The sequence below is a fragment of the Lapillicoccus sp. genome (assembly GCF_039935575.1).
Classification (GTDB): Bacteria; Actinomycetota; Actinomycetes; order Actinomycetales; family Dermatophilaceae; genus Lapillicoccus.
In genome coordinates, this window is the sequence record NZ_JBDTKA010000120.1 from 13,902 (window position 1) to 37,723 (window position 23,822).

The window sequence follows — 23,822 nt, forward strand, 5'->3', positions numbered from 1 at the left end:
AGGCCAACCTTCACATGGTCGGGATCTACGTGCGGCTGGGGTTCCGGGCGGTCGAGCGGGGTGCGCTACTACCACCGCGTTCTCGAAGCCTGAGAGCGCGGCATACGGTATGCGCCATGCTCTTCGCCTTCTCCGTCGCCCCAGCCGTGTCAGCCGACTCCACCGGATCGGTCAGTGCAGCCGTCGCGGCCGCCATCAAGGTGGTGCGCGACAGCGGCCTGCCGAACCGGACCGACTCGATGTTCACCACGATCGAGGGTGACTGGGACGAGTGCCTCGCGGTGATCAAGGGCGCGGTCGACGCGGTAGCCGCCGTGAGCCCGCGGGTCAGCCTCGTAGTCAAGGCTGACATCCGTCAGGGTTTCTCGGGTGAGCTGGACGGCAAGCTGGAGCGTCTCGAGCGTGCCCTCTCGCAGGGCTGACCCGCCGGTCAAGCGCGGTAGCGACAAGGGAGGTCACGTCGTGTGGGCAGCGATCCGCTATCGCCCTGCCCAGGCGCTGGCGATGCTCGCCCTGTCGGCGCTGATCACGACGTGCGCCGTCTTCGCCCCGCTGTATGAGCGCGCGCTCGAGCAGTCACTGCTGCTCGACGGTCTGAACCGGTACGACCCGATCCAGACCGCCCTCATCCTCGAGGCGGCACCGCTGCGCAACGTCCTGCCGCAACCGCAGAAGGCGAGGTCAGCTTTCCCGGGCGCGCTATCTAGCCTGTACGACGGGGGCAGCGACCTGTGGTCGTCCTCCGTGCGGTACGAGGGGGTCGCCCACGCGACATCGAGCGTCACAGTGCTCGGCCCCCAGGACACGTGTAGGGGACTCCAGCTGGTCAGCGGTGTCTGCCCGACCACGCCCTTCGAGGTCGCGGTCAGCGAGGCCGAGGCCAAGGTCCAGGGCTGGTCGCTCGGCGCCCGCCTCACGGCGCTCGAGGACGTCCCGGCGGTCGCCAAGCCCGAACCGTTCACCCAGCCCTTTGTGGTCACCGGCTTTTACCGCCAACAGGCCGACCCCGGCCACTGGACCGGGTTCGTGCTCGAGGGGAAAGCGGGGCGCACCGCGCTGGGTCCCTCGGAGACGCCGCTCATGGACGCCTGGGTCACGCCCGAGTCGACGTTCTCGGCCCCAGCGAAATGGGTCACCGCGCGCCTGCAGGTGACCTTCCTGCTCGACCGGAGCCGGGTGTCCCTCGAGAACCTTTCCGTGATCGGCGACTCAGTAGGCACTGCGACCAGCACGGGCGCCGCGATGATCCCGTCGGTGAACGTGCGGTCGAACGCCTCCGACCTGATCACCGGCGTGGTCGAAGGACAACGACAGGCGCGGATCATCGTCCCGCTGCTCATGGGACAGCTGGCGATCCTCGCGGTCGTCGTCCTCGGGTTGATCGCCTCGGCGGCCGTTGAGCAACGGCGGCCGGAGCTCGCGCTCGGCCGGCTGCGGGGCCGGGGTCCGTCCGGGGTGGCCCGGATGGTGATGTCAGAGCTCGGGACGGTGGTCGCGGCTGGGGTGCCCGTCGGGTTCTTGCTCGCGCTGGGCCTCGGGGCGCTTGCCCGAGCGCGCTGGCTGACGACAGGAGTCCCGGCCGAAGTGCCCCCCTCGATGTACGTGGCCGCGCTCGTCTCGCTGCTGGCTGGCCTGCTGGCAGTCGCTGTGGTCGCGCGCCCCACGCTGCGAGAGCCGATCTCGACGTTGCTGCGACGGGTACCACCACGGCGTCGGGGCTGGAGGGTCGGCATACTCGATGCCATCGTCATCACCGTGGCTGCGGCCGGGCTGGTGACGCTGGCGAGCGGCAACGTCTCCGGGCCGCTCGCCCTCGCGACCCCCACCTTGCTCGCGTTGGCCCTCGGTCTGCTCCTCGCGCACGTTCTCGTGCCGCTCGCTGACCTCCTGGCCAGGCGGATGACTGCGCGTGGCAACGTGGTCGGCGGCCTGACCGCGGTCCAGGTTGCCCGTCGCCCGGCAGTCCGACGGGTGATGGCGATCATGACGGTCGCGACAGCGCTCACCGTCTTTGCGACCGACGCCGTGGTCGTCGGGGCACGCAATCGCGAGGAACGGGCCGCTGTCGAGGCCGGTGCCGAGGCGGTTCTCGACACCAACGCCACCGACATCGCGACGTTCCTGAATGCCGTCAAGACGGCCGACCCCACGGGCCGAGTCGCCACACCCGTTGTCACGGTGCGACAGGGGAGCGCCGCGGCCATGACCACGCTCGCGGTGATCCCCGGCCAGTTCGCAGCCATCGCCGCGTTCCCGCGCGAGCGGGACCAGTTCGACTGGAGCGCGATCAGCCGAACTCCGCCGCCGGAGGTCGTCGTCAACGGCCAGTCGCTGTCCGTCACCGTGACGGACATCAAGCTCGACGAGGCTCTGCGGCAGGGCGACGCGCCGACGCCCCTGACCTTCCAGGTGTTCCTGGCGTTCCCGGGCAACTCGCCCTTCGGTTTCGAGATGGGCGAGTTCGACCCCCGTCAGACCGGGCCCCTCACCTTCACCGCGCCCATCGCCTGCCAGAAGGGTTGCCGGGTGACCGGGTTCGGTATCTCCACGCCCCCCGCCTTCCAGACGCTCCTGAGAGGGACACTCACAGTGGGAAACGTGAGCGTCGACGGCCAAGCGCCAGCCACCGTAGGCAACATCTCGGGCTGGCTGCCGTCGGGCCAGCCGAATGCCCCGAAGGAACAGCTGCTCGACTACGCCAAGCCAATCGACGTCGGCTCGCCGACGTCGATCGGCATCGAGCTACAGACCCAGCGGAGCGACGTGATGATTTCGTCGACCGGTAGTGAGGGGGCCATCCCGGCTCTGGTCGCCGGCACGATTCCGGTGGGTTCCAGCCCCGCCAGCTTCCAAGCAGCCGGGCTCGACGGCGTCACCGTCGGCCTGACCGAGTCCGGCCGTCTGCCCTACGTCCCGGGCGGCGGGACGGACCAAGCCGTCGTGGCCCTGGACGCTCTGCGCCAACGGGCGTCACAGATCGGCGCCACAGCATCGGCGCAGGTCTGGCTCGCGGACCCGACTGCAGTACCCCGGATCACGACGGCCCTGCGGGGCTCCGGGGTCGAGGTGCGGTCCGTCGAGCTGCGGTCCGACCAGCAGGCGCTGTTTGACAGCTCCGCGTCAGCCTGGGGCCTTCGGCTCGCCTTGGTGGTGGGCATCGTCTCGCTGGTGATCGCGCTCCTCGTCCTGGTGCTCGTGGCCGCGACCTCCTGGAGGTCCCGCGCGCGGGACTACGCCGCCCTGCGCATGGTGGGCGTTGAGGCATCCACGCTGCGGCGCGTCGGGCTGGCCGAGCAGCTGACGGTCGTCGTCGTGAGCGTGGTGGTCGGCGTCGCCTGCGGCGTCGTCGGGGCGCAGCTGGCGATGCCGATCGTGCCGTTCTTCACGGTGCCGTCAACGACCTTCCCCGTTGACACCGCACCGGCGGTCCTTCCCATCGTCATCGCGTCGCTCGCCGCCCTGATCGCCCTGGTCGTGACGGGCTCGGTCATCGGCATCCGACTGGCCGGTCAGGCCTCCCTCCAGCGCGTTCGGGAGCAGCTGTGAACCGGGGAGGTCTCGGCATCACGGCGCACGCCGCAGACCCGGGCGGCCTAGCCCAGAAGCGGCGCGGGCTGGCCGTGTCGACCCACGGGCTGGTGCACATCTACCGATCGGAGGGCCACGACGTCGCGGCGCTCGCCGGAGTGGACCTCGAGGTCCAAGCCGGCGAGATGGTCGGTCTGCTGGGTCCGTCGGGGGCCGGCAAGTCGACGCTGCTCACGTTGTTCGGCGGGTTGCTTCGTCCTAGCGCGGGGAAGATCCGGATCGGACCGTTCGACCTGGGCAGCATGGACGAGTCGCAGCTGGACGAGTACCGCGCGGCCGAGGTGGGCCTGATCCTGCAGGGTGCCGCTCGCAACCTGCTTCCCTACCTCACCCCGCGCCACAACGTCGAGTTCGCGCAGAGTGCCGCCCGGTCCGCGGGCCGCCCGGTCCCCGGGGTCGGGGAGATCCTCGATCTCGTCGGTCTGGCAGGACGTTCGGCCACCCCTCTCGCCGCGTTGACCCCCGGCGAGCTGCAGCTGGTCGCGCTGGCGGTCTCGGTGTCGACGCGGCCCGGCCTGTTGCTCGCCGACGAACCCACCAGCCAGCTCGACCACGAGGCGCGCGACCTGGTGCTCGCCGCGCTGCGGCAGGTCAACCATGAGGTCGGAACAACCGTCGTCCTCGTCACCCACGACGCGGAGGTCGCCGCCCGGCTGCCGCGCACGGTCACCATCCGGGACGGGCGGGTGGGTGGTGAGGGACGCAGTGGCGAGGAGTATGCCGTCGTGTCCGCCGACGGGTCGCTGCCCCTGCCCGACCACGTCCTGGTCGGCTTCCCGCCCGGGACGCTGGTGCGCGTCCACGAAGAGGACGGCCGGTGGATGCTGATCCCGGTCCGCGAGGGTGAGGTGGCGACCCAGGATGACTGAGCAGGACCCCTACCGGCGTCCGGACGCCCTGGAGCTCACCCCCGGCCGGCCCGAACCGGCCTGCCCCCCACTACGCCCGTCCGACCCAGGCGACGCGACTGTCGTGCTGCGCGGTGTCACCGTCCGCTACGGCGCCGTGACCGCCATCGAGGGGGTCGACCTCGCCGCGCACACCGGCACGGTGGTGGCACTCACTGGCCCGTCCGGCGCCGGCAAGTCGACACTGCTCTGGGCCATCGCGGGAGCCGTAGCCCTCGACGCCGGCGAGGTCACCATCGACGGGGCCCACATCACCAACCGCACCGCGGGCATCCGGGCCGACGTCGTCCTGATTCCGCAGGGCAACGGGTTGGCGGGTGTGCTCACCGCCGCGGAGAACATCGCCTTCCCGTTGCTGGCCACCGGCGTACCGGCTCGGGACGTTCCTGGCATCGTGGAGCGGTCCCTGGCCGACGTGGGGCTGGGAGAGTCGGGAAACCACCTGGTCGAGGAGCTTTCCGGGGGGCAGCAGCAACGCGTCGCGGTGGCCCGCGGGCTCGCTGCGTCACCCACGGTCCTGCTGGCCGATGAACCGACCTCCGAGCTCGACCACGTCACCAGGGAGCAGGTCCTGGACCTGCTGCGCGCTCAGGCGGACCGCGGCGCGGTGGTGATCATGGCCACCCACGACCCCGAGGCGGCCGCGCTCGCCGACCGCGAGGTACGCCTGGACGAGGGTCGGCTGAGCATCGTCCGGTGACGCGGCCCACCGACGGGTCGATGGTATGGGTCTGGTCCCCAACGCCACTCAGCCCACGGTTGTGCGCTCAGGCCACCGCATACCGTGTGCTGAGCGCCGGACCGTGTGCTGAGTGACGAACGGCTACCGTGATCTCTCGTGTCTGACGTGCTGCGGCTGCGCTTCGACCCGATCCGGCGTGCCGCCGAGCTGTGGCGAGCGCGCTGGGGACCACGGTCCGAGCCGCTGGCAATGGCGTCGGCGACCTCGATCATGCGGGTCCAGCAGCTCCTGATCGGTGACTTCGACGCCGTTGTCGGTCGGCACGGTCTCACCTTCGCGCGCTACGAGGCGTTGGTCCTGCTCGCGTTCTCCTCGGCGGGCCAGCTGCCGATGAGCAAGGTGGGCGAGCGGCTGATGGTCCATCCCACTTCGGCGACCCATATCGTCCAGCGGCTGGACGCCCAGGGCCTGGTCACGCGCAGCCCGAACCCGCGCGATGGACGAGGCACGCTCGCGGCGATCAGCGAGTCGGGCCGCGCGGTGATGGAGGCAGCGACGGCCGACCTGGTCACCGGAGGCTTCGGGTTGGCGATGCTCTCGGCGGACGAGCACGACCAGCTCTTCGCGCTGCTGCGTAAGGTCCGGGTCGCCCGGCAGGACTTCACCGACTGACCCCGGTCATCCGCGCGAGCGGGCCAGGTGACAGATAGTAGGACGTCCAAGTAAATTGGGGTCATGAACCCCGATGGCGCGGCGCGCTGGCAGTCCCGCTACGACGACGCACTCGCGCAGGGCCGCGTCCGCACCGCCGACTTCACCACCTTGTCCGGCGACGAGGTCGAGCCGGTCTACGGGCCGGGGCTGCACGGCATACCGGCCCTCGGCCATCACGCGACCGACGGGACCAGTGCCACCGACGCCGAGCGCGAGCGACTGGACCGGATCGGCTGGCCGGGGGAGTACCCCTTCACGCGAGGCCTGTATGCCACCGGCTACCGCGGGCGGACCTGGACCATCCGTCAGTTCGCCGGGTTCGGCAACGCCCAGCAGACCAACGAGCGCTACCAGATGATCCTGGCCCGCGGCGGGGGCGGTCTGTCCGTCGCGTTCGACATGCCCACCCTGATGGGCCGTGACAGCGACGACCCGCTGGCGCTCGGCGAGGTCGGGCACTGCGGGGTGGCGATCGACTCTGCTGCCGATATGGAAACGCTGTTCGCCGGCATACCGCTCGGGGACGTCACGACCTCGATGACCATCTCGGGTCCGGCGGTCCCGGTGTTCTGCATGTACCTCGTGGCCGCGGAACGGCAGGGGATCGACCTCGCCTCGCTCAACGGGACACTGCAGACGGACATCTTCAAGGAGTACATCGCCCAGAAGGAGTGGCTGTTCGGACCAGAGCCGCACCTGCGCCTCATCGGCGACCTGATGGCCTACTGCGCCGAGAACATTCCGGACTACAAGCCCCTTTCGGTCTCGGGCTACCACATTCGCGAGGCCGGCTCGACGGCCGTACAGGAGCTTGCGTATACCCTCGCCGACGGGTTCGCCTACGTCGAGCTCGGCTTGTCGCGCGGCCTGGACGTCGAGAGGTTCGCACCCGGGCTGTCGTTCTTCTTCGATGCGCACCTCGACTTCTTCGAGGAGATCGCGAAGTTCCGCGCCGCCCGGCGGATCTGGGCTCGCTGGATGCGCGATGTCTATGGGGCGACGACCGACAAGGCGCAGTGGCTGCGGTTCCACACGCAGACGGCGGGCGTCTCGCTCACGGCCCAGCAGCCGTACAACAACGTGGTCCGCACCGCCGTCGAGGCGCTGGCGGCGGTCCTCGGCGGCACGAACTCGTTGCACACCAACGCTCTCGACGAGACGTTGGCCCTCCCGAGTGAGCAGGCGGCCGAGATCGCGCTGCGCACGCAGCAGGTGATCATGGAGGAGACCGGCGTCGTCAACGTCGCCGACCCGCTCGGCGGCTCGTGGTACGTCGAAGCCCTCACCGACCGGCTCGAGGCCGAGGCGGAGGCCATCTTCGAGACGATCCGGGGGTTGGGGGAGCTCGGTCGTACGGCCGAGGCGGACGGCACCATCGCGCACGAGATCGGACCGATGACGTCGGGCATCCTGCGCGGCATCGAGGACGGCTGGTTCATGTCTGAGATCGCCGACGCGGCCTTCCGTTATCAGCTCGCCCTCGAGAAGGGTGACAAGAAGGTCGTCGGCGTCAACGTGCACACCGAGTCGGTCAGCCACACCCTCGAGATCCTGCGGGTCAGCCACGAGGTGGAGGTCGAGCAGGTACGCGTGCTGGCCGACCGCAGGAACCAGCGGGACGAGGCAGCCGCCGCTGCGGCATTGGGGCGGATGGTCGAGGTGTCGCGGACGAGCGAGAACCTCGTGCCCTCGATGCTGGACGCAGCCCGGGCCGAGGCCACGCTGGGAGAGATCTGTGACGCGCTGCGCGCCGAGTGGGGCGTCTACCGCGAGCCTGCGCGTTTCTGAGTCGTGTCCACCGTCCTGTCAGGTCGGATAGCGGACGGGTGGTTGGAGGCGACCGCACATCTGCTGCGGTCCCCGCGAACGCTCGCCACCTCCTGGAGAGCTTGCAGCAGGCCAAGGACGGACAGCGCGACGCGCACGACTTGGTGAGATGAGGCTGGTTGTCACGCCTAACGGGTGGTCCGACTACACCTACTGCCTGGCGGCTGACCGACAGATGTTGATACGGATCAACCGCATCATCGACGATGCCCTCCGTGACTCCGTCGCCGGTATTGGCAAGCCCGAGCCCTTACGACACCTGTTGAGCGGTGCGTGGTCGCGTCGCATCACTGAGGAACACCGGCTCGTCTACCTCGTCGACGGCGACGACCTCGTCATCCTTCAAGCACGTTTTCACTACGTCTGAGCGACTTTTCACTACGTCTGAGCGACAGAGTCTCACGATGAACCAACAAACCCAACGGGAAGAGTCCGGAGCATCTTGCCGACACCGTTCGGTTCGTCGACGAGGTCGGCGCCCTGATCCGACGAGCCGCCACCGTTGAGCTCGACGGGACCCTTCGTGTCGACGCGCTGGCCGGCCAGGTGGTGACCCTGCTGAGAGCACCTTGATCTCGAGCAGGTTGCTCGTGCCGAGTCGACGATCTCCTGGGCCTCGCGCTCGGGCACGGGACGCGCCCGCCGCACCCGAAGCCGGCCGAACAGCGCGGTACGAATTGGTCTCGCGACAGACTCGTATGTCATGGTGGAGTTCATTCGGCTGGCCCGACCGATGGTGCTGACACCTCCTCGAGCTGCGCCTGACCCGTTTCCCTCGACCGACAAGGACCTCACGCCGTGGCCCTCGCACGCCGACTGGCGGTTGCTCTCGCGGCGCTCGTCGGGCTCGTTCTGGCCGTCCTCGGCATCTGGTTCGCGATCGTCCTCGGTCCACATGGCACGGCGTCGTTCAGCGCCACGAGCGAGCAGCCCGCGGTCCTCATCGGACCGAACATTCTCAACCGGGTCGCCGTGCCTGCCACCGTGACGGCGCACGCCGCCTCCGGCCCCGTCTTCCTCGGCGCATCGGTGCCTCAGGACGCGAGCGACATCGTCGGAACGGGCCGACACACCTTTACGGTATCCGCCGCTTTCCCGGCCCGCACTCTCCAGCTGGAGACCCTTGGCTCTCAGCCCTTGGCCGACCCGTCCGCCTCGCATGTCTGGCGCAACAGCGGCCAGGAGACGATCACCGTCGAACAGAACCAGGCACCCGAGGCGGTGCTCGCCTACGCGACCAAGGGTGGCCCGGTCGACGTCACGGTGAGCTTCTCGCGTGGCACCTGGTTCCTCGAGTCCCTCGTGCTGCTCGTCGTCGGGCTGATCCTGCTGGCGTTCGCCGGGGGCTGGCTCTGGCAGCACGCGCGGCCGGCGGTGTTCGCCGGATCGCACCAGACGTCAGAGCCACAGCCCGTCACCGACGCCGAACCGGCACCGGAACGAGACGCCGAACCGACACCGGAATCTGACTCCGAACCGGCACCGGAACCCGACGTCGAGACGGAACCAGAATCTCACTCCGAGCCCGCGCCGGAACCCGACGCCGAGCCCGCGCCGGAACCCGACGCCGAGCACGCACCCGACCATGACCTCGACACCGATCTCGACAGCGACCGGCCCGGGGAGGTGCGATGAACCGGCATACCCGACGCCTGGCCGGCATCGCGGCTGCCGCGGCGCTGAGCGCGATGCTCTCGTCGTGCGCCGCGGTCGCCGGGGTGTCCGACCCCCCGACCGCGACGGTCGGCGGTGCGGTCTCCGGCTCGCGAGCGAGTGGCATCGCGGCGCAGGTCACCACCTTGGCCGCACGGGCGACCGCCGCCGCTTCGGGCGCCGACGGTGACGCCTTGCGGGCCGCCGCGTTCACGGGCGATGCGCTCACGGCTGCCAACGCCGACGCGAAGCTCGCCGCCACCCTCAGCCAGGCCCAGAAGGACGCTCTGGCCCTCACCTCGGCTGCGCCCGTTGTCCTTGCCGTCTCCAACGGGTTGAGCTATCCGCGCCAGATGCTGGTCCAGACCACCCGGGCTAAGTCGGGGCTTCCCGTGCTGTCACTGCTGACCACTCCGGATTCCCGCACCCCGTTCCGGATCGCTGCGAGCGCCACCATGCTGCCGAGTGCCGAGGTCCCCTCGTTCGACCAGCTTGCCCAGGGCGCACCCCTGCTCGGCAGCGGAGCCGGGCTGGCCGCCCCGCCGCAGAAGCTCCTGGCGGCGTATGCCTCGTCGCTCGCCTTCCCGGCGCCCGCCGCCGACGCCAACGCACCTTTCGAGGACGACGCGTCCGCCGCTGCGGTCCGCAAGAACGCCCAAGCCCAGAGCGACGGGTTGTCGGGCTCCGGCACGCTGACGTCGCAGTCCTCGGCCAAGGACGTCGTCGGTGGGTTCAAGGTGGCCGACGACCGGGGCGCGCTCGTCTTCACCGTGATCCAGCGCAAGGACACGATCCTCAACCGGACGCAGGCGACGATCACACCGACGGCGCAGTTCACCGCCTTGACGGGTCTGTCGAACATCAAGGCCGAGGCCACGCTCGACACGCTCGAGTTCGTCGTGTTCGTGGTCCCGGCGTCGGGCCAGGCCCGGGTGGTGGCCGCCCAGGAACACCTGGTCGCCGCCACCGGGACCTGACCAGAGAGAATGACCCCATGAGCCAGCAGCCGTTTCCTCCCTCCGCGCTCCGCGGCGCCGTCGACCTGTCCGCTCTCGCCAGGCCCAAGGCTCCGGCCCGTGGCCAGGGACCCACGCCGGGAGGGACTCCCGCTACCGGTACGCCGACCGCTGGGGCACCAGGGCAGGGGCCCGTGGTCATCGGCACGGACGAGTCGTTCCAGGAGATCGTCAACGCAAGCCTGCGCTATCCGGTCGTCGTCGTGCTCTGGTCAGCCCGGTTGCCCGAGTCCGGGGACTTCGTGAAGATCATGGGCGGCCTCGCGAGCGCGAGCGAGGGCCGGTTCCAGCTGGTCTCCGTCGACGTCGACACCAACCCCGGCCTGCAGCAGGCCTTGCAGGTCAAGCAGGTCCCCGTAACGATCGCGCTCCTCCAAGGCCGCCCAGTGCCGCTCTTCATCGGACCGCTGCTGCCCCAGGAGGCGCAGCCGATCCTCGACGAGCTGCTCCAGCTCGCGGTGCAGAACGGCGTCACCGGCCGCGCGCCCGTTGCTGATCACCCACCTGAGGGGGAGGCAGAGGGTCCCGAGACAGTGGCCGAGCCCGAGCTGCCTCCCTTGATCGCCCGCGCCTACGACGCCATCGACGCCGGTGACCTCGACGGGGCCGTCGAGGCATACGAACAGGCGCTCGAGGACACCCCCGGGGACGCCGAGGCCAAGGTGGGGCTCGCCCAGGTGCGGCTCATGAAGCGCACCGAGGGCGTCGACGCTGTGGCGGCCCGCGCGGCGGCGGAGGCCAGCCCCACCGAGGTGGCTGCTCAGGTCCTGGTCGCCGACCTCGACGTGCTGGGCGGGCACGTGAGCGACGCGTTCGGCCGCCTCGTCGACCTGGTCCGGGTCACCAGCGGGGACGAGCGCAACGCCGCGCGTGAGCACCTGCTGCAGCTGTTCGAGATCGTCGGACCCACCGACGAGGTGACGGCTGCCCGGCGGGCCTTGATGAGCGCCCTCTTCTAGTTTCCGCGAGAGTCGGTGCAGTCGCGAGCTTTGCCGTACGGTCGGCGAGTCGCCTCTAACAGCAACGGGTCCGCGACGATGCCGACACCGAGGCCGGCCTCGGAGCGGGACCCACTGCGACTAACGAGGTAGCCGGACAGCATTCCCGCACTGCCGCCGCACTATGTGGAGATGCGCACGTCTGGGTGGTCTCTACGGTTGCCTCGAAGCCCTCCCGGCACGGATCGAACGGACGATCACCACATTCAGGTATGCGGCGAGCGAGAGAGCAAGGATGCCGAGCAGCGGGGTGGTAACGACGAACCAGGATGCCTGTCCTCCTACAAACGTCGAGACGTGGGACCCGTCCGGACGCGTCGTTTCGGATCCGCTGTTCTTGCTCGGGTTCGCACCGGGAATCTGGGCTAACAGGCCGGATAGCAGGTAATAGCCGACCACAAGAGCTGGACTGCACGGCAGAGTGAGAACTGACGCGGCGATGATCGGGGCCGGGGTATGCCCGAGGAACCCGACCGCCGCAAGGACCGTCACGACCAGGACGTAGCCAACGGACCTGAGCGAAGGGCACTTCAGCACTTCGGGTCGCTCCGGTCGCCCAGGCATCGTCAGGAGCCCAGCGCAGCCCCGACTACATCTCTCGCCTCGTCCTGGACCTGAGCCAGGTGCTCGGCCCCCTTGAAGGACTCCGCATAGATCTTGTAGACGTCCTCGGTGCCGGACGGACGGGCCGCAAACCAGGAGCTCTCGGTGACAACCTTGAGCCCACCGATCTTCGCGCCGTTGCCGGGGGCAACTGTGAGCTTGTCCGTGATCGGTTCTCCCGCAAGTGTTTTCGCGGTGACGGCCTCCGGCGACAGCGCTGCGAGGGCCGCCTTCTCCTCGCGGTTGGCAGCCGCGTCGATGCGCGCGTATGCCGGAGCACCATGTTTCTCCGTCAGCTTCACGTAGTGCTGGCTCGGCGTCCGTCCGGTTTTGGCGAGGATCTCGGAAGCCAGCAGCGCGAGGATGATCCCGTCCTTGTCGGTCGTCCACACGGTCCCGTCGAAGCGCAGGAACGACGCGCCGGCCGACTCCTCGCCACCGAACGCCACGCTCCCGTCGAGGAGCCCCGGGACGAACCACTTGAACCCGACGGGCACCTCGAGGAGCTGCCGTCCGAGATCGGCAGCGACGCGGTCGATCATCGAGGATGAGACGAGGGTCTTGCCGATAGCAGTGCTCTGCGGCCAACCGGGCCGGGCCCCGCCGTAGAGGTAGCCGATGGCGACAGCGAGGTAGTGGTTGGGGTTCATCAGTCCGGCGTCGGGAGTGACGATGCCGTGCCGGTCGGCGTCGGCGTCGTTGCCGGTCGCGATGTCGTACTCGTCTTTGCGCGTGATCAGCGAGGCCATCGCAAAGGGCGAGGAGCAGTCCATCCGGATCTTGCCGTCCCAGTCCAGCGTCATGAACGGCCAGACAGGGTCGGTCTCGGGGTTGACCACAGTCAGGTCCAGCCCGTGGCGCTCCGCGATCTCACCCCAGTAGGCCACGGACGCGCCGCCGAGGGGGTCGGCGCCGATGCGCACACCGGCGTCGCGGATCGCTGCGATGTCGACGACGTTGGGCAGGTCGTCCACATAACGGCCCATGAAGTCGTAGCGGCCGACCTCACCCAGCGCCTGCCCGAGGGGCACCCTGCGGACCTCCCGCAGACCGTCGCGGATCAGCTCGTTGGCCCGCGCCGCGATGGCCGCCGTCGCATCCGTGTCGGCGGGCCCACCGTGGGTGGGGTTGTACTTGAAGCCGCCGTCGGAGGGCGGGTTGTGTGACGGTGTCACCACGATGCCGTCGGCGAGGCCGGTCGCGCCTGGCGTGCCGATCTTGCCGCGGTTGAGGGTGAGGATCGCGTGCGAGACGGCTGGCGTCGGGGTAAACCCGTCGCGGTCGTCAACCAGGACGGTGACCCCGTTGGCGACGAGGACCTCGAGAGCGCTCTTCCAGGCCGGCTCGGAAAGGCCATGCGGGTCGCGTCCGATCAGCAACGGACCGTCGACCCCGGCCGAGCGGCGGTACTCGCAGATCGCCTGCGTGGTCGCAAGGATGTGTGCCTCGTTGAAGGCGGTCTTCAGGCTCGACCCACGGTGGCCCGACGTCCCGAACACGACCATCTGGTCGGGGTTCGTGACGTCAGGGACCTTGGTGTAGTAGGCATCCACGAGGGCGCCGATGTCGACGAGGTCCTCGGCCTGGGCGGGCTGTCCGGCGCGTGGGTGGTTCATCTGGTCAGGTTCCTTCGTCCTCGGGCACGAGCCAGACCGACGACAGTGCCGGTACGGTCACGTTCACGGCATATGGCTGGTTGTCCCACGACTGCGAGTCTGCCTGCAGCACCAGTCCCGCCGAGCTGGGCGAGTCCGGCCGGTAGCCCGCCGTGTCGAGCACGACGCGCCATCGGCCGCCGCGCGGGACACCGACCCGGTATGGCTGGTGCGTCTGACCACTGAAGTTCACCACCACCGCCATCACCGGCGCATCCGAGGCGCGGTCTCCCGATCCGTAGCGCAGGTAGGAGAAGGTATCGTGCGCGGCGTCGTCGGCGTTGAGCCAGCGGAAACCCGCCGGGTCGTTGTCGAACTCCCACATGGCCCGGTTCGACCGGTAGATCGCGTTCATGTCCTTGACCAGGGCGTGGACGCGGTAGTGCGCCGGCTGGTCGAGCAGCCACCAGTCGAGGCTTCGACCGTCGGCCCACTCCGACTCCTGGGCGAACTCGCAGCCCATGAAGATCAGCTGCTTGCCGGGGTGGCTCCACATGTAGGCCAGGAACGCCCGCAGCGTCGCGAGCTGTTCGTCGCGGGTGCCGGGGGCCTTGCGCAGCAGCGATCCCTTGCCATGCACTACCTCGTCGTGGCTGATCGGCAGGACGAAGTTCTCGGTGAACGCATACATCAAGGCGAACGTCATCGAGTTGTGGTGGTACTGGCGGTAGATCGGGTCCTGCCCGAGGTAGCGCAGGGCGTCGTTCATCCACCCCATGTTCCATTTGAAGCCGAACCCCAGGCCGCCCTTCGTCGTCGTGGCCGTCACTCCGGACCACGACGTCGACTCCTCGGCGATGGTGACGATGCCGGGATAGCGACGGTATGCGGTGGCGTTCACCTCCTGCAGCATCTGGACCGCCTCGAGGTTCTCCCGGCCGCCGTAGGAGTTGGGGACCCACTCACCGGGCTTTCGCGAGTAGTCGAGGTAGAGCATCGAGGCGACTCCGTCGACGCGCAGCCCGTCGGCGTGGAACTCCTCGAACCAGTAGAGCGCATTGGCCACAAGGAAGTTGCGGACCTCGTTGCGCCCGAGGTCGAAGATGAACGACCCCCACTCCTGGTGCCAGCCCTTGCGCGGGTCCGCGTGCTCGTAGAGCGCCTGCCCGTCGAACTTCGCGAGCGCCCACGGGTCGGTCGCGAAGTGGCCGGGCACCCAGTCGAGGATGACGCCGATCCCGTTCTGGTGCATACGATCGACGAAGTAGCGGAAGTCGTCGGGGGAGCCGAACCGGGACGTCGGCGCGTAGTAGTTGGTGACGTGGTAACCCCACGACGGTACGAACGGGTGCTCCATGACCGGGAGCAGCTCGACGTGGGTGAAGCCGAGGTCCTTGACGTAGTTGACCAGGTGCTCTGCCAGGTCGCGGTAGCTCGACCCCTGGCGCCACGAGCCGAGGTGGACCTCGTAGGTACTCATCGGCCCGTCGTGCGGGTTGGCGGAGGCTCGCTGCCCCATCCAGTCGTCGTCGCCCCAGGTGTAGTGCGACTCGGTGACGATCGCGGCCTGCTGGGGGGCCACCTCGGTCCGCTGCGCCATGGGGTCGGTGTGCAGGACCAGGTGACCCGCCTCGTCGCGGACGGCGTACTGGTAGTTCATCCCTTCGCTGGCGTCGGGGATGAACAGCTCCCAGACCCCGCTCTCGCCGAGCCGCCGCATCGGGTGCGAGACCTTGTCCCAGCCGTTGAAGTCGCCCGTGACGTGGACCGTCTTGGCACGCGGCGCCCACACGGCGAAGGAGACGCCGTGCACGTCGCCGAGCGGACCACCGTAGCGCCGGACGTGGGATCCGAGAATGGTCCAGAGCTTCTCGTGCCGGCCCTCGTTGAACAGGTGCCGGTCGATCTCACCGAGGGTCGGGGCGAACCGGTAGGGGTCGTCGGCCTCGTGCTCGACGCCGTCGTCCCAGGTCGTCAGCAGCCGGTAGTCCTGGGTCGCAGTGACGGAGCCGGCGGTACCGGTCCAGACGCCGTCATGCGCATGGTGCAGGTTGACGAACGAGCCGTCGCCGAGGTGCGCCCGGACCGAGCGAGCCATCGGCCGGTATGCCGTGATGGTCAGCCCACCGGGGCCGAGGTGCTGTCCGAGCAGGTCATGCGGTTGCGCGTGACGTGCTTCGACGAATGCCCTGATGGCGCTCTCGTCGGCGACCTGTCCTGTGGTCGGGACGGTGGTCATGACGATCCTTTCCGGACGCCGGTGCCCTGCCGAGCGTGGTCCTCAGCGGCGGGATCGGAGACGATGCGGTCGATGGCGGTGGCCGGGATGGGGATCCAGGTGGGACGGTTGCGGGCCTCGTAGATGAGCTCGTAGAGCGCCTTGTCGAGCTCGAGGGCCCGCAGCAACGGTAGTGCGGAACGGGGGTCCAAAGGCGCGACGGAGCCATACCCGTCAAGGAAGGCCTCGCGGCAGGCAGCGACCCAGTCCCGGGCATCGGGGTGCGTCCCGTCCGGCAGCTCGGTCATCTCGACCGACCCGCCTGCGTAGTCGAAGGATCGGAGCATCCCGGCAACGTCGCGCAGCGCCAGGTCGGGGCGGACGCGCTCGCTGAGCGGCCGCAACGGCTCGCCCTCGAAGTCGACCGCAACCCAGCCGGTGGCGGTGTGCAGCACCTGACCCAGGTGGTAGTCGCCGTGGATCCGTTGCAGCGGCGGCCAGGGGTGCTCGTCGAGCGCGGTGAGTACCCGCTGGATCTGCGGGGCGTCGGACTCCAAGGAAGGCACTTCGGCGGCGGCCTGGTCATAGCGGGCGCGCACGATCCGGGTCAGCTCCGCCCGGTCCTGCTCGCTGGCCTCGGCGGTCCCCATGGTCTGCGCGAGGCTGAGGTGGATATGGGCGGTGGCCTCCCCGAGCTCGCGCGCCGGCCCGGTGAAGTCCGCGCCGTCCGCGGCTGCGCGGTAGGCGACCCGCCAGGCGTCCTCGACACCGGGGAGGAAGCGCTGCGCGAAGGCCAGATGGCCGCGGACCCGGTCGCCTGTCACGGGGTCCTCCCACTCGCCGGACACGTCACCGACGGTGTGCGGGACCTGCGTGGACCCCGCCTGCGTGAGAGCGGACTGGACGACGACGTCGGGGTTCTCGCCGGCGCCCAATGCGCGAAAGACCTTGATGATCATCGGTTCTGCGTCCGCGTGGCCGGGACCGCGGACGTGGCAGATGACCGAGGTGTTGGACTGTTCGCCACGCAGGACAGACGACGACGCGAGCTCGACGACGGTGCCGCCGACGGCGTGGCCGTGCACGGTGGGATCGCGGGTCCAGCTCTGCGACTGTGCCTGAGGTTCGGCGACACCCTGGATCAGGGCCAGCAGCTGGGCGACGAAGACCGGGTCGTGCGGACCGTCATAGACCCAGCGGGTGCCGAGGACTCCGTGCTTCGTCGTTCCGACCAACGCCGAGTCCCCGCCGGGTAGGGCGGCGGACCGATAGGTGAGCGGCACCTGGTAGACCACAGGCTGGGCGCCGCTTTCGTCAGCGACCACCATGACCTCGATGCCCACCCGACCCGCCGGGTCGTCGAGCCGGTAGCCGCCGAGCTTGCGCAGTGACGGCGTACGCCCCTTGCCGGCATACCAGCGCTGGTGCGGCAGCCAGGTGGTCAAGAGGTCGAGCTTGCCGGGTTCCAGTGTCGTGCGGTGGATCTCAGCCATGGTCGGCGTCCCCGCGCACCTGGAACCAGAAAAAGTCCCGGGAGCCGAGCGTGATGAGCACCCGTCCGTCGTCACCGATCTTGGGGAAGCCCTGGCCGCCGAACAGGTCCACGAGCTGAGCACCGGCGTACTGGATGGGCAGCTGGATGGTCGACGCCTGGGGGCGTGATGAGAGGTTGTTGACGCAAAGCACCGTGCGGCTCGACGACGCGTCGGTCCCCACTGGCCGCTCACCCTCGTAGTGCCTCACGAAGGACAGGATCGTCTCGTTCTCCGACAGGCACACCTCGAAGTCGCCGAGCCCGAAAACGGGGTTCTGGCTGCGGACGCGCAGCATTCCCCGGACCCAGTGCAGCAAGGACGCCGACGTCGCCATCTGGGCTTCGACGTTGACCGTGTTGTAGTGGTAGACGAGGCTCGAGATGACCGGCAGATAGAGCTTGCCGGGGTCGACCGACGAGAAACCAGAGTTGCGGTCCGGGGTCCACTGCATGGGTGTCCGGACGGCGTCGCGGTCGTTGAGCCAGATGTTGTCGCCCATGCCGATCTCGTCGCCGTAGTAGAGGCACGGCGAACCGGGCAGCGACAGGATCAGCGCGTGGATCAGCTCGATCTCCGGCCGGGAGTTGTCCAGCAAGGGAGCCAACCGGCGGCGGATGCCGACGTTGGCACGCATCCGGGAGTCGGGCGCATACCAGCCGTACATCGTCGCGCGTTCCTCGGGCGTGACCATCTCGAGGGTCAGCTCGTCGTGGTTGCGCAGGAACGTGCCCCACTGGCTGCCGGTGGGGATTGCTGGAGTGCCGGCGAGGACGTCGATGATGGGGGCGGCTTTCTCCTCGCGCAGCGAGTAGTAGAGACGCGGCATCACCGGGAAGTGGAAGCACATCTGACACTCCGGCGCCAGCGTGGTGCCGAAGTAGTCGACGACCTCTGCCGGGGGCTGGTTGGCCTCGGCGATCAGGATGCGGCCCGGGTACTCGGTGTCGACCATGGTGCGCAGAGCGACCAGGAACCCGTGCGTCTCGGCGAGGTTCTCGCAGTTGGTGCCCTCGGCCTCGAACAGGTAGGGGACGGCGTCGAGGCGGAAACCGTCGATTCCCAGGTCCATCCAGAAGCGGACGATGTCGAGCATCTCTTCCTGGACCTTGGGGTTCTCGAAGTTGAGGTCCGGCTGATGAGAGAAGAAGCGGTGCCAGAAGAACTGACGCCGGACGGGGTCGAAGGTCCAGTTGGAGACCTCGGTGTCGACGAAGATGATCCGAGCCTCGCTGTAGGGCGCGTCGGTGTCGGACCACACGTAGTAGTCGCCGAACGGACCCTCCGGCTCGGCCCGGCTCAGCTGGAACCACGGGTGCTGGTCTGACGTGTGGTTCATCACGAAGTCGGTGACGATCCGGATGCCCCGAGCGTGGGCCTGGGAGACCAGCTCGATGAACTCCGGCATGCTCCCGAACTCCGGCAGTACCGACTTGTAGTCGGCGATGTCGTAGCCGCCGTCGCGTAGCGGCGAGGCATAGAAGGGCGGCAGCCACAAGCAGTCGACCCCGAGCCACTGCAGGTAGTCCAGCCGTTCGATCAGGCCACGGAAGTCGCCGGACCCCGACCCCTTGGAGTCGGAGAAAGCGCGGACCAGGACCTCATAGAAGACCGCAGTCTTGTACCACTGAGGATCGTGGCGCAGGCCGGGCTGGGAGAGGTTGAGACCTTGCACGTTCAGATGCTCCTGACCTCGATGATGTGCACAGGGTGGGTCTCGGGACCGAGGCGGACGAAGGCCTGCTGCCGCCAGATCCAGGTCTGTTCGGTGATCAGGTCCCGGGCCCGGAACGTGTCGTCCCAGCCGAGACCGAGGGCGGGCATGTCGAGGTCGACGACGCTGGACCGCGTCGCGTGCGGGTCGAGGTTGGCGACGACGAGGATCGTGTCACGCCGACCGTCCACGACGCGGGTCTTGGAGAACACCAGGATGTTCTCGTCCTGCGCGGTGTGGAACGCGATGTTGCGAAGCCAGCGCAGCGCCGGGTGCGCGCGGCGGATCGCGTTGAGCTTGGTGAGGTAGGCGGTGAGGTTCTGTCCCTCCTTGGGGCCGCCCGGCTCGTAGTGCTCCCAGTGCCGGTCCTTGTACTGGTACTTCTCGTTGTCGACCTGCTCCTCGGCGCCCTGGCGGGCGACGTTCTCCATCAGCTCGTAGCCGGCGTAGATGCCGTAGGTCGGAACCAACGTCGCAGCCAGTGCCGCGCGCAGGGTCCAGGCGGTCGGGCCGCCGTACTGCATGTAGGGCGTCAGGATGTCGTGCGTCGTCGGCCAGAACGACGGACGCATGTATGCCGACGCCTCCCCGGCGAGCTCGCGCAGGTAGGCCTCGAGCTCCCACCGCATGTTGCGCCAGGCGTAGTACGTGTAGGACTGCTGGAATCCCGCCTTGCCGAGGCTGTGCATCATCGCGGGCTTGGTGAACGCCTCGGCCAGCCAGATGATCTCGGGGTGGTCCTTGCCAACGTCAGCAATCAGCCACTGCCAGAACTGGATCGGCTTGGTGTGCGGGTTGTCGACGCGAAACAGGGTGACGCCGTGGTCGATCCACACCTGGATGACCCGGCGCATCTCGGCGTAAGAGCCGGCGGGATCGTTGTCGAAGTTGAGCGGGTAGATGTCCTGGTATTTCTTTGGCGGGTTTTCCGCGTAGGCGATCGTCCCGTCGGCGCGGGTCGTGAACCACTCCGGATGCGTCTCGACATAAGGATGGTCCGGCGACGCCTGCAGCGCGATGTCGATCGCGACCTCGAGGCCGTTGCGTCGGGCGGCGTGGACGAACACGTCGAAATCGTCGAAGGTGCCGAGGTCGCGATGGATCGCGTCGTGGCCCCCGTCGGGTGAGCCGATGGCATACGGGCTACCGGGGTCCCCGTCGACCGCGTCCAGCGCGTTGTTGCGGCCCTTGCGTGCCGTGGTCCCGATGGGGCTCACTGGCGTGAGGTAGACGACGTCGAACCCCATGCCGGCGATGGCCCGCAGCCGCTCCGCCGCCGTGCGCAGGGTGCCGCCGTGCCACTGTCCGGACTGGTCGTCGTACCAGGCGCCTTCGGAGCGGGGGAAGATCTCGTACCACGCGCCGAACAGCGCCAGCTCGCGCTCGACGAGCAGCCGGTATGCCGGTGTCGGGCTGACCATCTCGCGGTGCGGGTGCGCTTTGAACCACTCCTGCATCAGCGGGGACGTTGCCGTGCGGAGCCGGGATACAGGGGAGCTGGTGGTGTCACGCAAGGCGGTGACGGCGTCGTCGACGGGGCACGCTCCGGACGGATGCCGGTCGTCGCGGGTGCGCTCCAGGAGTAGGGCACCCTCCTGGAGCATGAGCTCGGCGTCGATGCCGGCCTCGACCTTGATCGTCGCGTCGTGCAGCCACGTCGCCCACGGGTCGGACCACCCCTCGACACGGTACGTCCACCATCCGGGACGGTCGGCCGAGACGCGAGCGCTCCACCAGTTGAGCCCGGCGTTGTCCACGCTCATCGGGAAGTGGTGGTCGGTCCCCTCGGGGTCGGTGAGCACGACGGTCGCGCTGACGGCGTCGTGGCCCTCACGGAACACCTGAGCCGCAACGACGAACTCCTCGTGCTCCACGGACTTCGCGGGCCGGGCACCGCCGTCGACCAGGGGCTGGACGTTCACGACGGGGATACGACCGAAGGGCAGGACGCCCTCCGGCAGCGCCTTCGCGAGCAGCTCGAGCGGCGTGGCCGTGGCCTGCGGACCCGGGGCCGTTGCCACGCTGTCAGCGCCGGACGCCTCGAGGTCCATCAGCTCGTCGGTGGACGCCTGGTCGTCGGAGATCTTGCCGTCTGCAGTCGTGGATGTCGTGGATGCCGCGGCGTCGGGTGCAGTCACACGCCCGACGCTACTCGGTGCGCAATAGCGCCAGCCACCCGCGCCGCGGCGCGTCTCGCGCCGTGTTCAGGCGCGTGAAAGGTCTGCAAGAACGCGGCAGTCCTCGTAATAGAGTCTGCCCGTGACCGACACGGAAACCGCCATCACGCCGGCCCCCCGTCGCGACGCGCTCGACAGCCGCGACCTCACTGCGCCGCAGCGCTCCGTCGACGCGTTCGTCAACGACTTCATGCGTGAGCTCAACTACGGACAGGGCGTCAGCCTGGCCCGTAGCTCCGTCAACGACCAGTACCTCGCACTGGCCCGCACCGTGCGCCACCACCTACAGGCGCGTTGGATGACGACCCTCGTGAAGCAGTGGGACCTCCAGGCCAAGACCGTCTGCTACCTGTCGGCGGAGTATCTGCTCGGGCGACAGCTGGACAACGCGCTGCTCGCCTCCGACATGGACGACATCGTCGAGGAAGGTCTGGGGCAGCTGGGTATGACGCTCGGCACGTTGCGTGGTCAGGAGATCGAACCGGGCCTCGGCAACGGCGGTCTCGGACGACTTGCCGCGTGCTTCATCGACTCGCTCGCGACCATGTCCGTCCCGTGTATCGGCTACGGGATCCGTTACGAGTACGGCATCTTCCGGCAGACCTTCGTCGACGGTTGGCAGGTCGAGCAGTCCGACCCATGGCTCGCCCTCGGCAACCCATGGGAGTTCCCGCACCCCGAGAACTCTGTGCGCGTCCAGTTCGGCGGGCACACCGAGAAGGTCACGGACGACAACGGCGTGGAGCGGTCGACCTGGGTCCCGGAGTGGGACGTGCAGGGGGTGCCTTACAACTACATGGTTCCCGGCTACCGCAACGGGCGCGTGAACACGCTGCGGCTATGGAGCGCCACGGCCACTCGCGCGTTCGACCTCGCCAGCTTCAACTCGGGCGACTACGTCGACGCTGTGCGGGGACAGACCTTCGCGGAGAAGATCTCGGCGGTCCTTTACCCCGAAGACTCGACGCCGCAGGGCAAGGAGCTGCGACTGCAGCAGCAGTACTTCTTCGTCGCCTGCTCGCTGCACGACTTCATCGATCAGGTGCTACCGCCCGAATTCGACCTGCGGCTGCTGCCGGAACGGGCGATCTTCCAGCTGAACGACACCCACCCCGTCATCGCGGTCCCCGAGCTTATGCGAATCTTGATGGACGAGAAGGGCTTCGAGTGGGCCGACGCGTGGGCGATCACCCAGCAGTGCTTCGCCTACACGTGTCACACCCTGCTGCCCGAGGCCCTCGAGGTGTGGCCGGTGGAGGTGCTCGGACGGCTGCTGCCACGCCATCTAGAGATCGTCTACCGGATCAACGACGACTTCCTCGACGGGGTGCGGGCCCGGTTCCCCGGTGACGAGATGCGCATGCGCCGGATGTCGATCATCGCCGAGTTCCCGGAGCGCTCGGTACGGATGGCCTATCTCGCGACGGTGGCCGGCGCCAAGGTCAACGGTGTCGCCGAGCTGCACTCGCAGCTGCTGCGGGACAAGGTGCTGCCCGACTTCTCCGACTACTGGCCCGACAAGTTCACCAACGTCACCAACGGAGTAACCCCCCGCCGGTTCGTGCGGCTCGCCAACCGACAGCTGTCCAACCTCATCACCGAGGCCATCGGCCCGGGCTGGGTTACGGACCTCGACCGCCTGGAGGAGCTGGAGCCGTTTGCGGACGACGCGTCGTTCCGAGAGAGGTTCCGCGCGGTCAAGAAGGCCGACAAGGTCCGGCTGGCCAAGCTGCTGCGTACCCGCGACAGCATCGAGCTACCGACGGACATGATGCTCGACATCATGGTCAAGCGCCTGCACGAGTACAAGCGACAGACCCTGAAGCTGCTGCACATCGTCACGCTCTACCAGCAGGTGATCTCCGGCGAGGTGGCCGTGGAGGACATCACGCCGCGGGTCTTCGCGTTCGGAGCCAAGGCGGCGCCCGGATACCGGATGGCCAAGGAGATCATCGGCCTGATCAACGCCGTCGGCCGCACGGTCAACGAGGACAAGCGCCTCGAGGGTCGTCTCAACGTCGTCTTCCCAGCGAACTACAACGTGACGCTGGCGGAGAAGCTCATCCCTGCCGCGGACCTCTCCGAGCAGATCTCGCTCGCCGGCAAGGAGGCGTCGGGCACCGGCAACATGAAACTCGCCCTCAACGGCGCTCTCACCATCGGGACCGACGACGGCGCGAACATCGAGATCCGTCGCCTCGTCGGCGACGACAACTTCTTCCTGTTCGGCCTCGTCGAGCCCGAGGTCGAGGCGCTGCAGACCGCGGGCTACCACCCGGCCAGCTACTACGAGAAGGACCCGACACTGCGAGCGGCGATCGACCTGATCGCCTCCGGTGCCTTCTCCGGAGACGGCCAGTACAGCTTCGAGCCGGTGGTCTCCAACCTACTCAACGACGACCGGTTCCTCGTGCTCGCCGACTACGCCGCCTACCTCGAGGCCCAGACCAGAGTCGATGCCGCCTACGCCGACCCGGACCGGTGGTCCCGGTCGGCGATCCTCAACGTGGCCCGCTGTGGTTTCTTCTCCTCCGACCGCGCGATGCGCGACTACATCGACAGGATCTGGCACACCCCACCCGTCCTCGACGACTGAG

At 68.6% G+C, this 23,822-nt stretch carries 17 protein-coding genes; 11 read left to right on the top strand and 6 right to left on the bottom strand.

Going from position 1 to position 23,822, the window contains the following annotated elements:
- Positions 1–116: 116 nt before the first annotated feature.
- The 10 genes from ABI385_RS14675 (at position 117) to ABI385_RS14720 (ending at position 11,347) form a co-directional block, all read left to right on the top strand.
- Positions 117–422 carry a thiamine-binding protein gene (locus tag ABI385_RS14675; RefSeq protein WP_348104500.1) on the top strand — a complete coding sequence of 102 codons (306 nt, stop codon included), beginning with the start codon at positions 117–119 and terminating at the stop codon, positions 420–422.
- Positions 403–3,546 carry an FtsX-like permease family protein gene (locus tag ABI385_RS14680; protein WP_348104501.1) on the top strand — a complete coding sequence of 1,048 codons (3,144 nt, stop codon included), beginning with the start codon at positions 403–405 and terminating at the stop codon, positions 3,544–3,546. Before ABI385_RS14675 ends, ABI385_RS14680 begins: the two co-directional genes overlap by 20 nt.
- Complete coding sequence (locus ABI385_RS14685) at positions 3,543–4,457, top strand: ATP-binding cassette domain-containing protein (protein ID WP_348104502.1); 915 nt, start codon at positions 3,543–3,545, stop codon at positions 4,455–4,457. Before ABI385_RS14680 ends, ABI385_RS14685 begins: the two co-directional genes overlap by 4 nt.
- Positions 4,450–5,196 carry an ATP-binding cassette domain-containing protein gene (locus tag ABI385_RS14690; protein WP_348104503.1) on the top strand — a complete coding sequence of 249 codons (747 nt, stop codon included), beginning with the start codon at positions 4,450–4,452 and terminating at the stop codon, positions 5,194–5,196. Before ABI385_RS14685 ends, ABI385_RS14690 begins: the two co-directional genes overlap by 8 nt.
- Before the next feature lie 138 nt (positions 5,197–5,334).
- Complete coding sequence (locus ABI385_RS14695; protein WP_348104504.1) at positions 5,335–5,850, top strand: MarR family transcriptional regulator; 516 nt, start codon at positions 5,335–5,337, stop codon at positions 5,848–5,850.
- A gap of 63 nt (positions 5,851–5,913) precedes the next feature.
- Positions 5,914–7,680, top strand: a complete 1,767-nt coding sequence (locus ABI385_RS14700) for a methylmalonyl-CoA mutase family protein (protein WP_348104505.1) — start codon at positions 5,914–5,916, stop codon at positions 7,678–7,680.
- Between the two features lie 148 nt (positions 7,681–7,828).
- Positions 7,829–8,086: a Txe/YoeB family addiction module toxin gene (locus ABI385_RS14705; protein WP_348104506.1), complete on the top strand. Its 258-nt coding sequence runs from the start codon at positions 7,829–7,831 to the stop codon at positions 8,084–8,086.
- 431 nt (positions 8,087–8,517) lie between these two features.
- Complete coding sequence (locus tag ABI385_RS14710) at positions 8,518–9,354, top strand: hypothetical protein (protein ID WP_348104507.1); 837 nt, start codon at positions 8,518–8,520, stop codon at positions 9,352–9,354.
- Positions 9,351–10,349, top strand: a complete 999-nt coding sequence (locus tag ABI385_RS14715; protein WP_348104508.1) for a hypothetical protein — start codon at positions 9,351–9,353, stop codon at positions 10,347–10,349. The genes ABI385_RS14710 and ABI385_RS14715 overlap by 4 nt, the downstream gene beginning before the upstream one ends.
- A gap of 17 nt (positions 10,350–10,366) precedes the next feature.
- Positions 10,367–11,347, top strand: a complete 981-nt coding sequence (locus ABI385_RS14720; RefSeq protein ID WP_348104509.1) for a tetratricopeptide repeat protein — start codon at positions 10,367–10,369, stop codon at positions 11,345–11,347.
- 192 nt (positions 11,348–11,539) lie between these two features.
- Here the strand turns inward: ABI385_RS14720 and ABI385_RS14725 are convergent, their stop codons facing one another.
- The 6 genes from ABI385_RS14725 to ABI385_RS14750 all read right to left on the bottom strand — a co-directional run bounded on the left by ABI385_RS14725 (position 11,540) and on the right by ABI385_RS14750 (position 21,099).
- Entirely contained in the window at positions 11,540–11,878 is a 339-nt protein-coding gene (locus ABI385_RS14725) for a hypothetical protein (protein ID WP_348104510.1), read from the bottom strand.
- 74 nt (positions 11,879–11,952) lie between these two features.
- Positions 11,953–13,605: a phosphoglucomutase (alpha-D-glucose-1,6-bisphosphate-dependent) gene (gene pgm, locus ABI385_RS14730; RefSeq protein ID WP_348104511.1), complete on the bottom strand. Its 1,653-nt coding sequence runs from the start codon at positions 13,603–13,605 to the stop codon at positions 11,953–11,955.
- Between the two features lie 4 nt (positions 13,606–13,609).
- Positions 13,610–15,823, bottom strand: coding sequence for a 1,4-alpha-glucan branching protein GlgB (gene glgB / locus ABI385_RS14735; RefSeq protein WP_348104512.1), 2,214 nt, complete (start codon positions 15,821–15,823; stop codon positions 13,610–13,612).
- On the bottom strand, positions 15,820–17,295 hold the full coding sequence (locus ABI385_RS14740; RefSeq protein WP_348104513.1) for a maltokinase N-terminal cap-like domain-containing protein: 1,476 nt from the start codon (positions 17,293–17,295) through the stop codon (positions 15,820–15,822). The genes glgB and ABI385_RS14740 overlap by 4 nt, the downstream gene beginning before the upstream one ends.
- Positions 17,288–19,009, bottom strand: a complete 1,722-nt coding sequence (gene treS / locus ABI385_RS14745; protein ID WP_348104514.1) for a maltose alpha-D-glucosyltransferase — start codon at positions 19,007–19,009, stop codon at positions 17,288–17,290. The genes ABI385_RS14740 and treS overlap by 8 nt, the downstream gene beginning before the upstream one ends.
- Positions 19,010–19,011: 2 nt before the next feature.
- Positions 19,012–21,099, bottom strand: coding sequence for a maltotransferase domain-containing protein (locus ABI385_RS14750; protein ID WP_407068285.1), 2,088 nt, complete (start codon positions 21,097–21,099; stop codon positions 19,012–19,014).
- A gap of 208 nt (positions 21,100–21,307) precedes the next feature.
- Here ABI385_RS14750 and ABI385_RS14755 point away from each other — a divergent pair, with 208 nt between their 5' ends.
- Entirely contained in the window at positions 21,308–23,821 is a 2,514-nt protein-coding gene (locus ABI385_RS14755; protein WP_407068284.1) for a glycogen/starch/alpha-glucan phosphorylase, read from the top strand.
- Position 23,822: the final 1 nt, after the last annotated feature.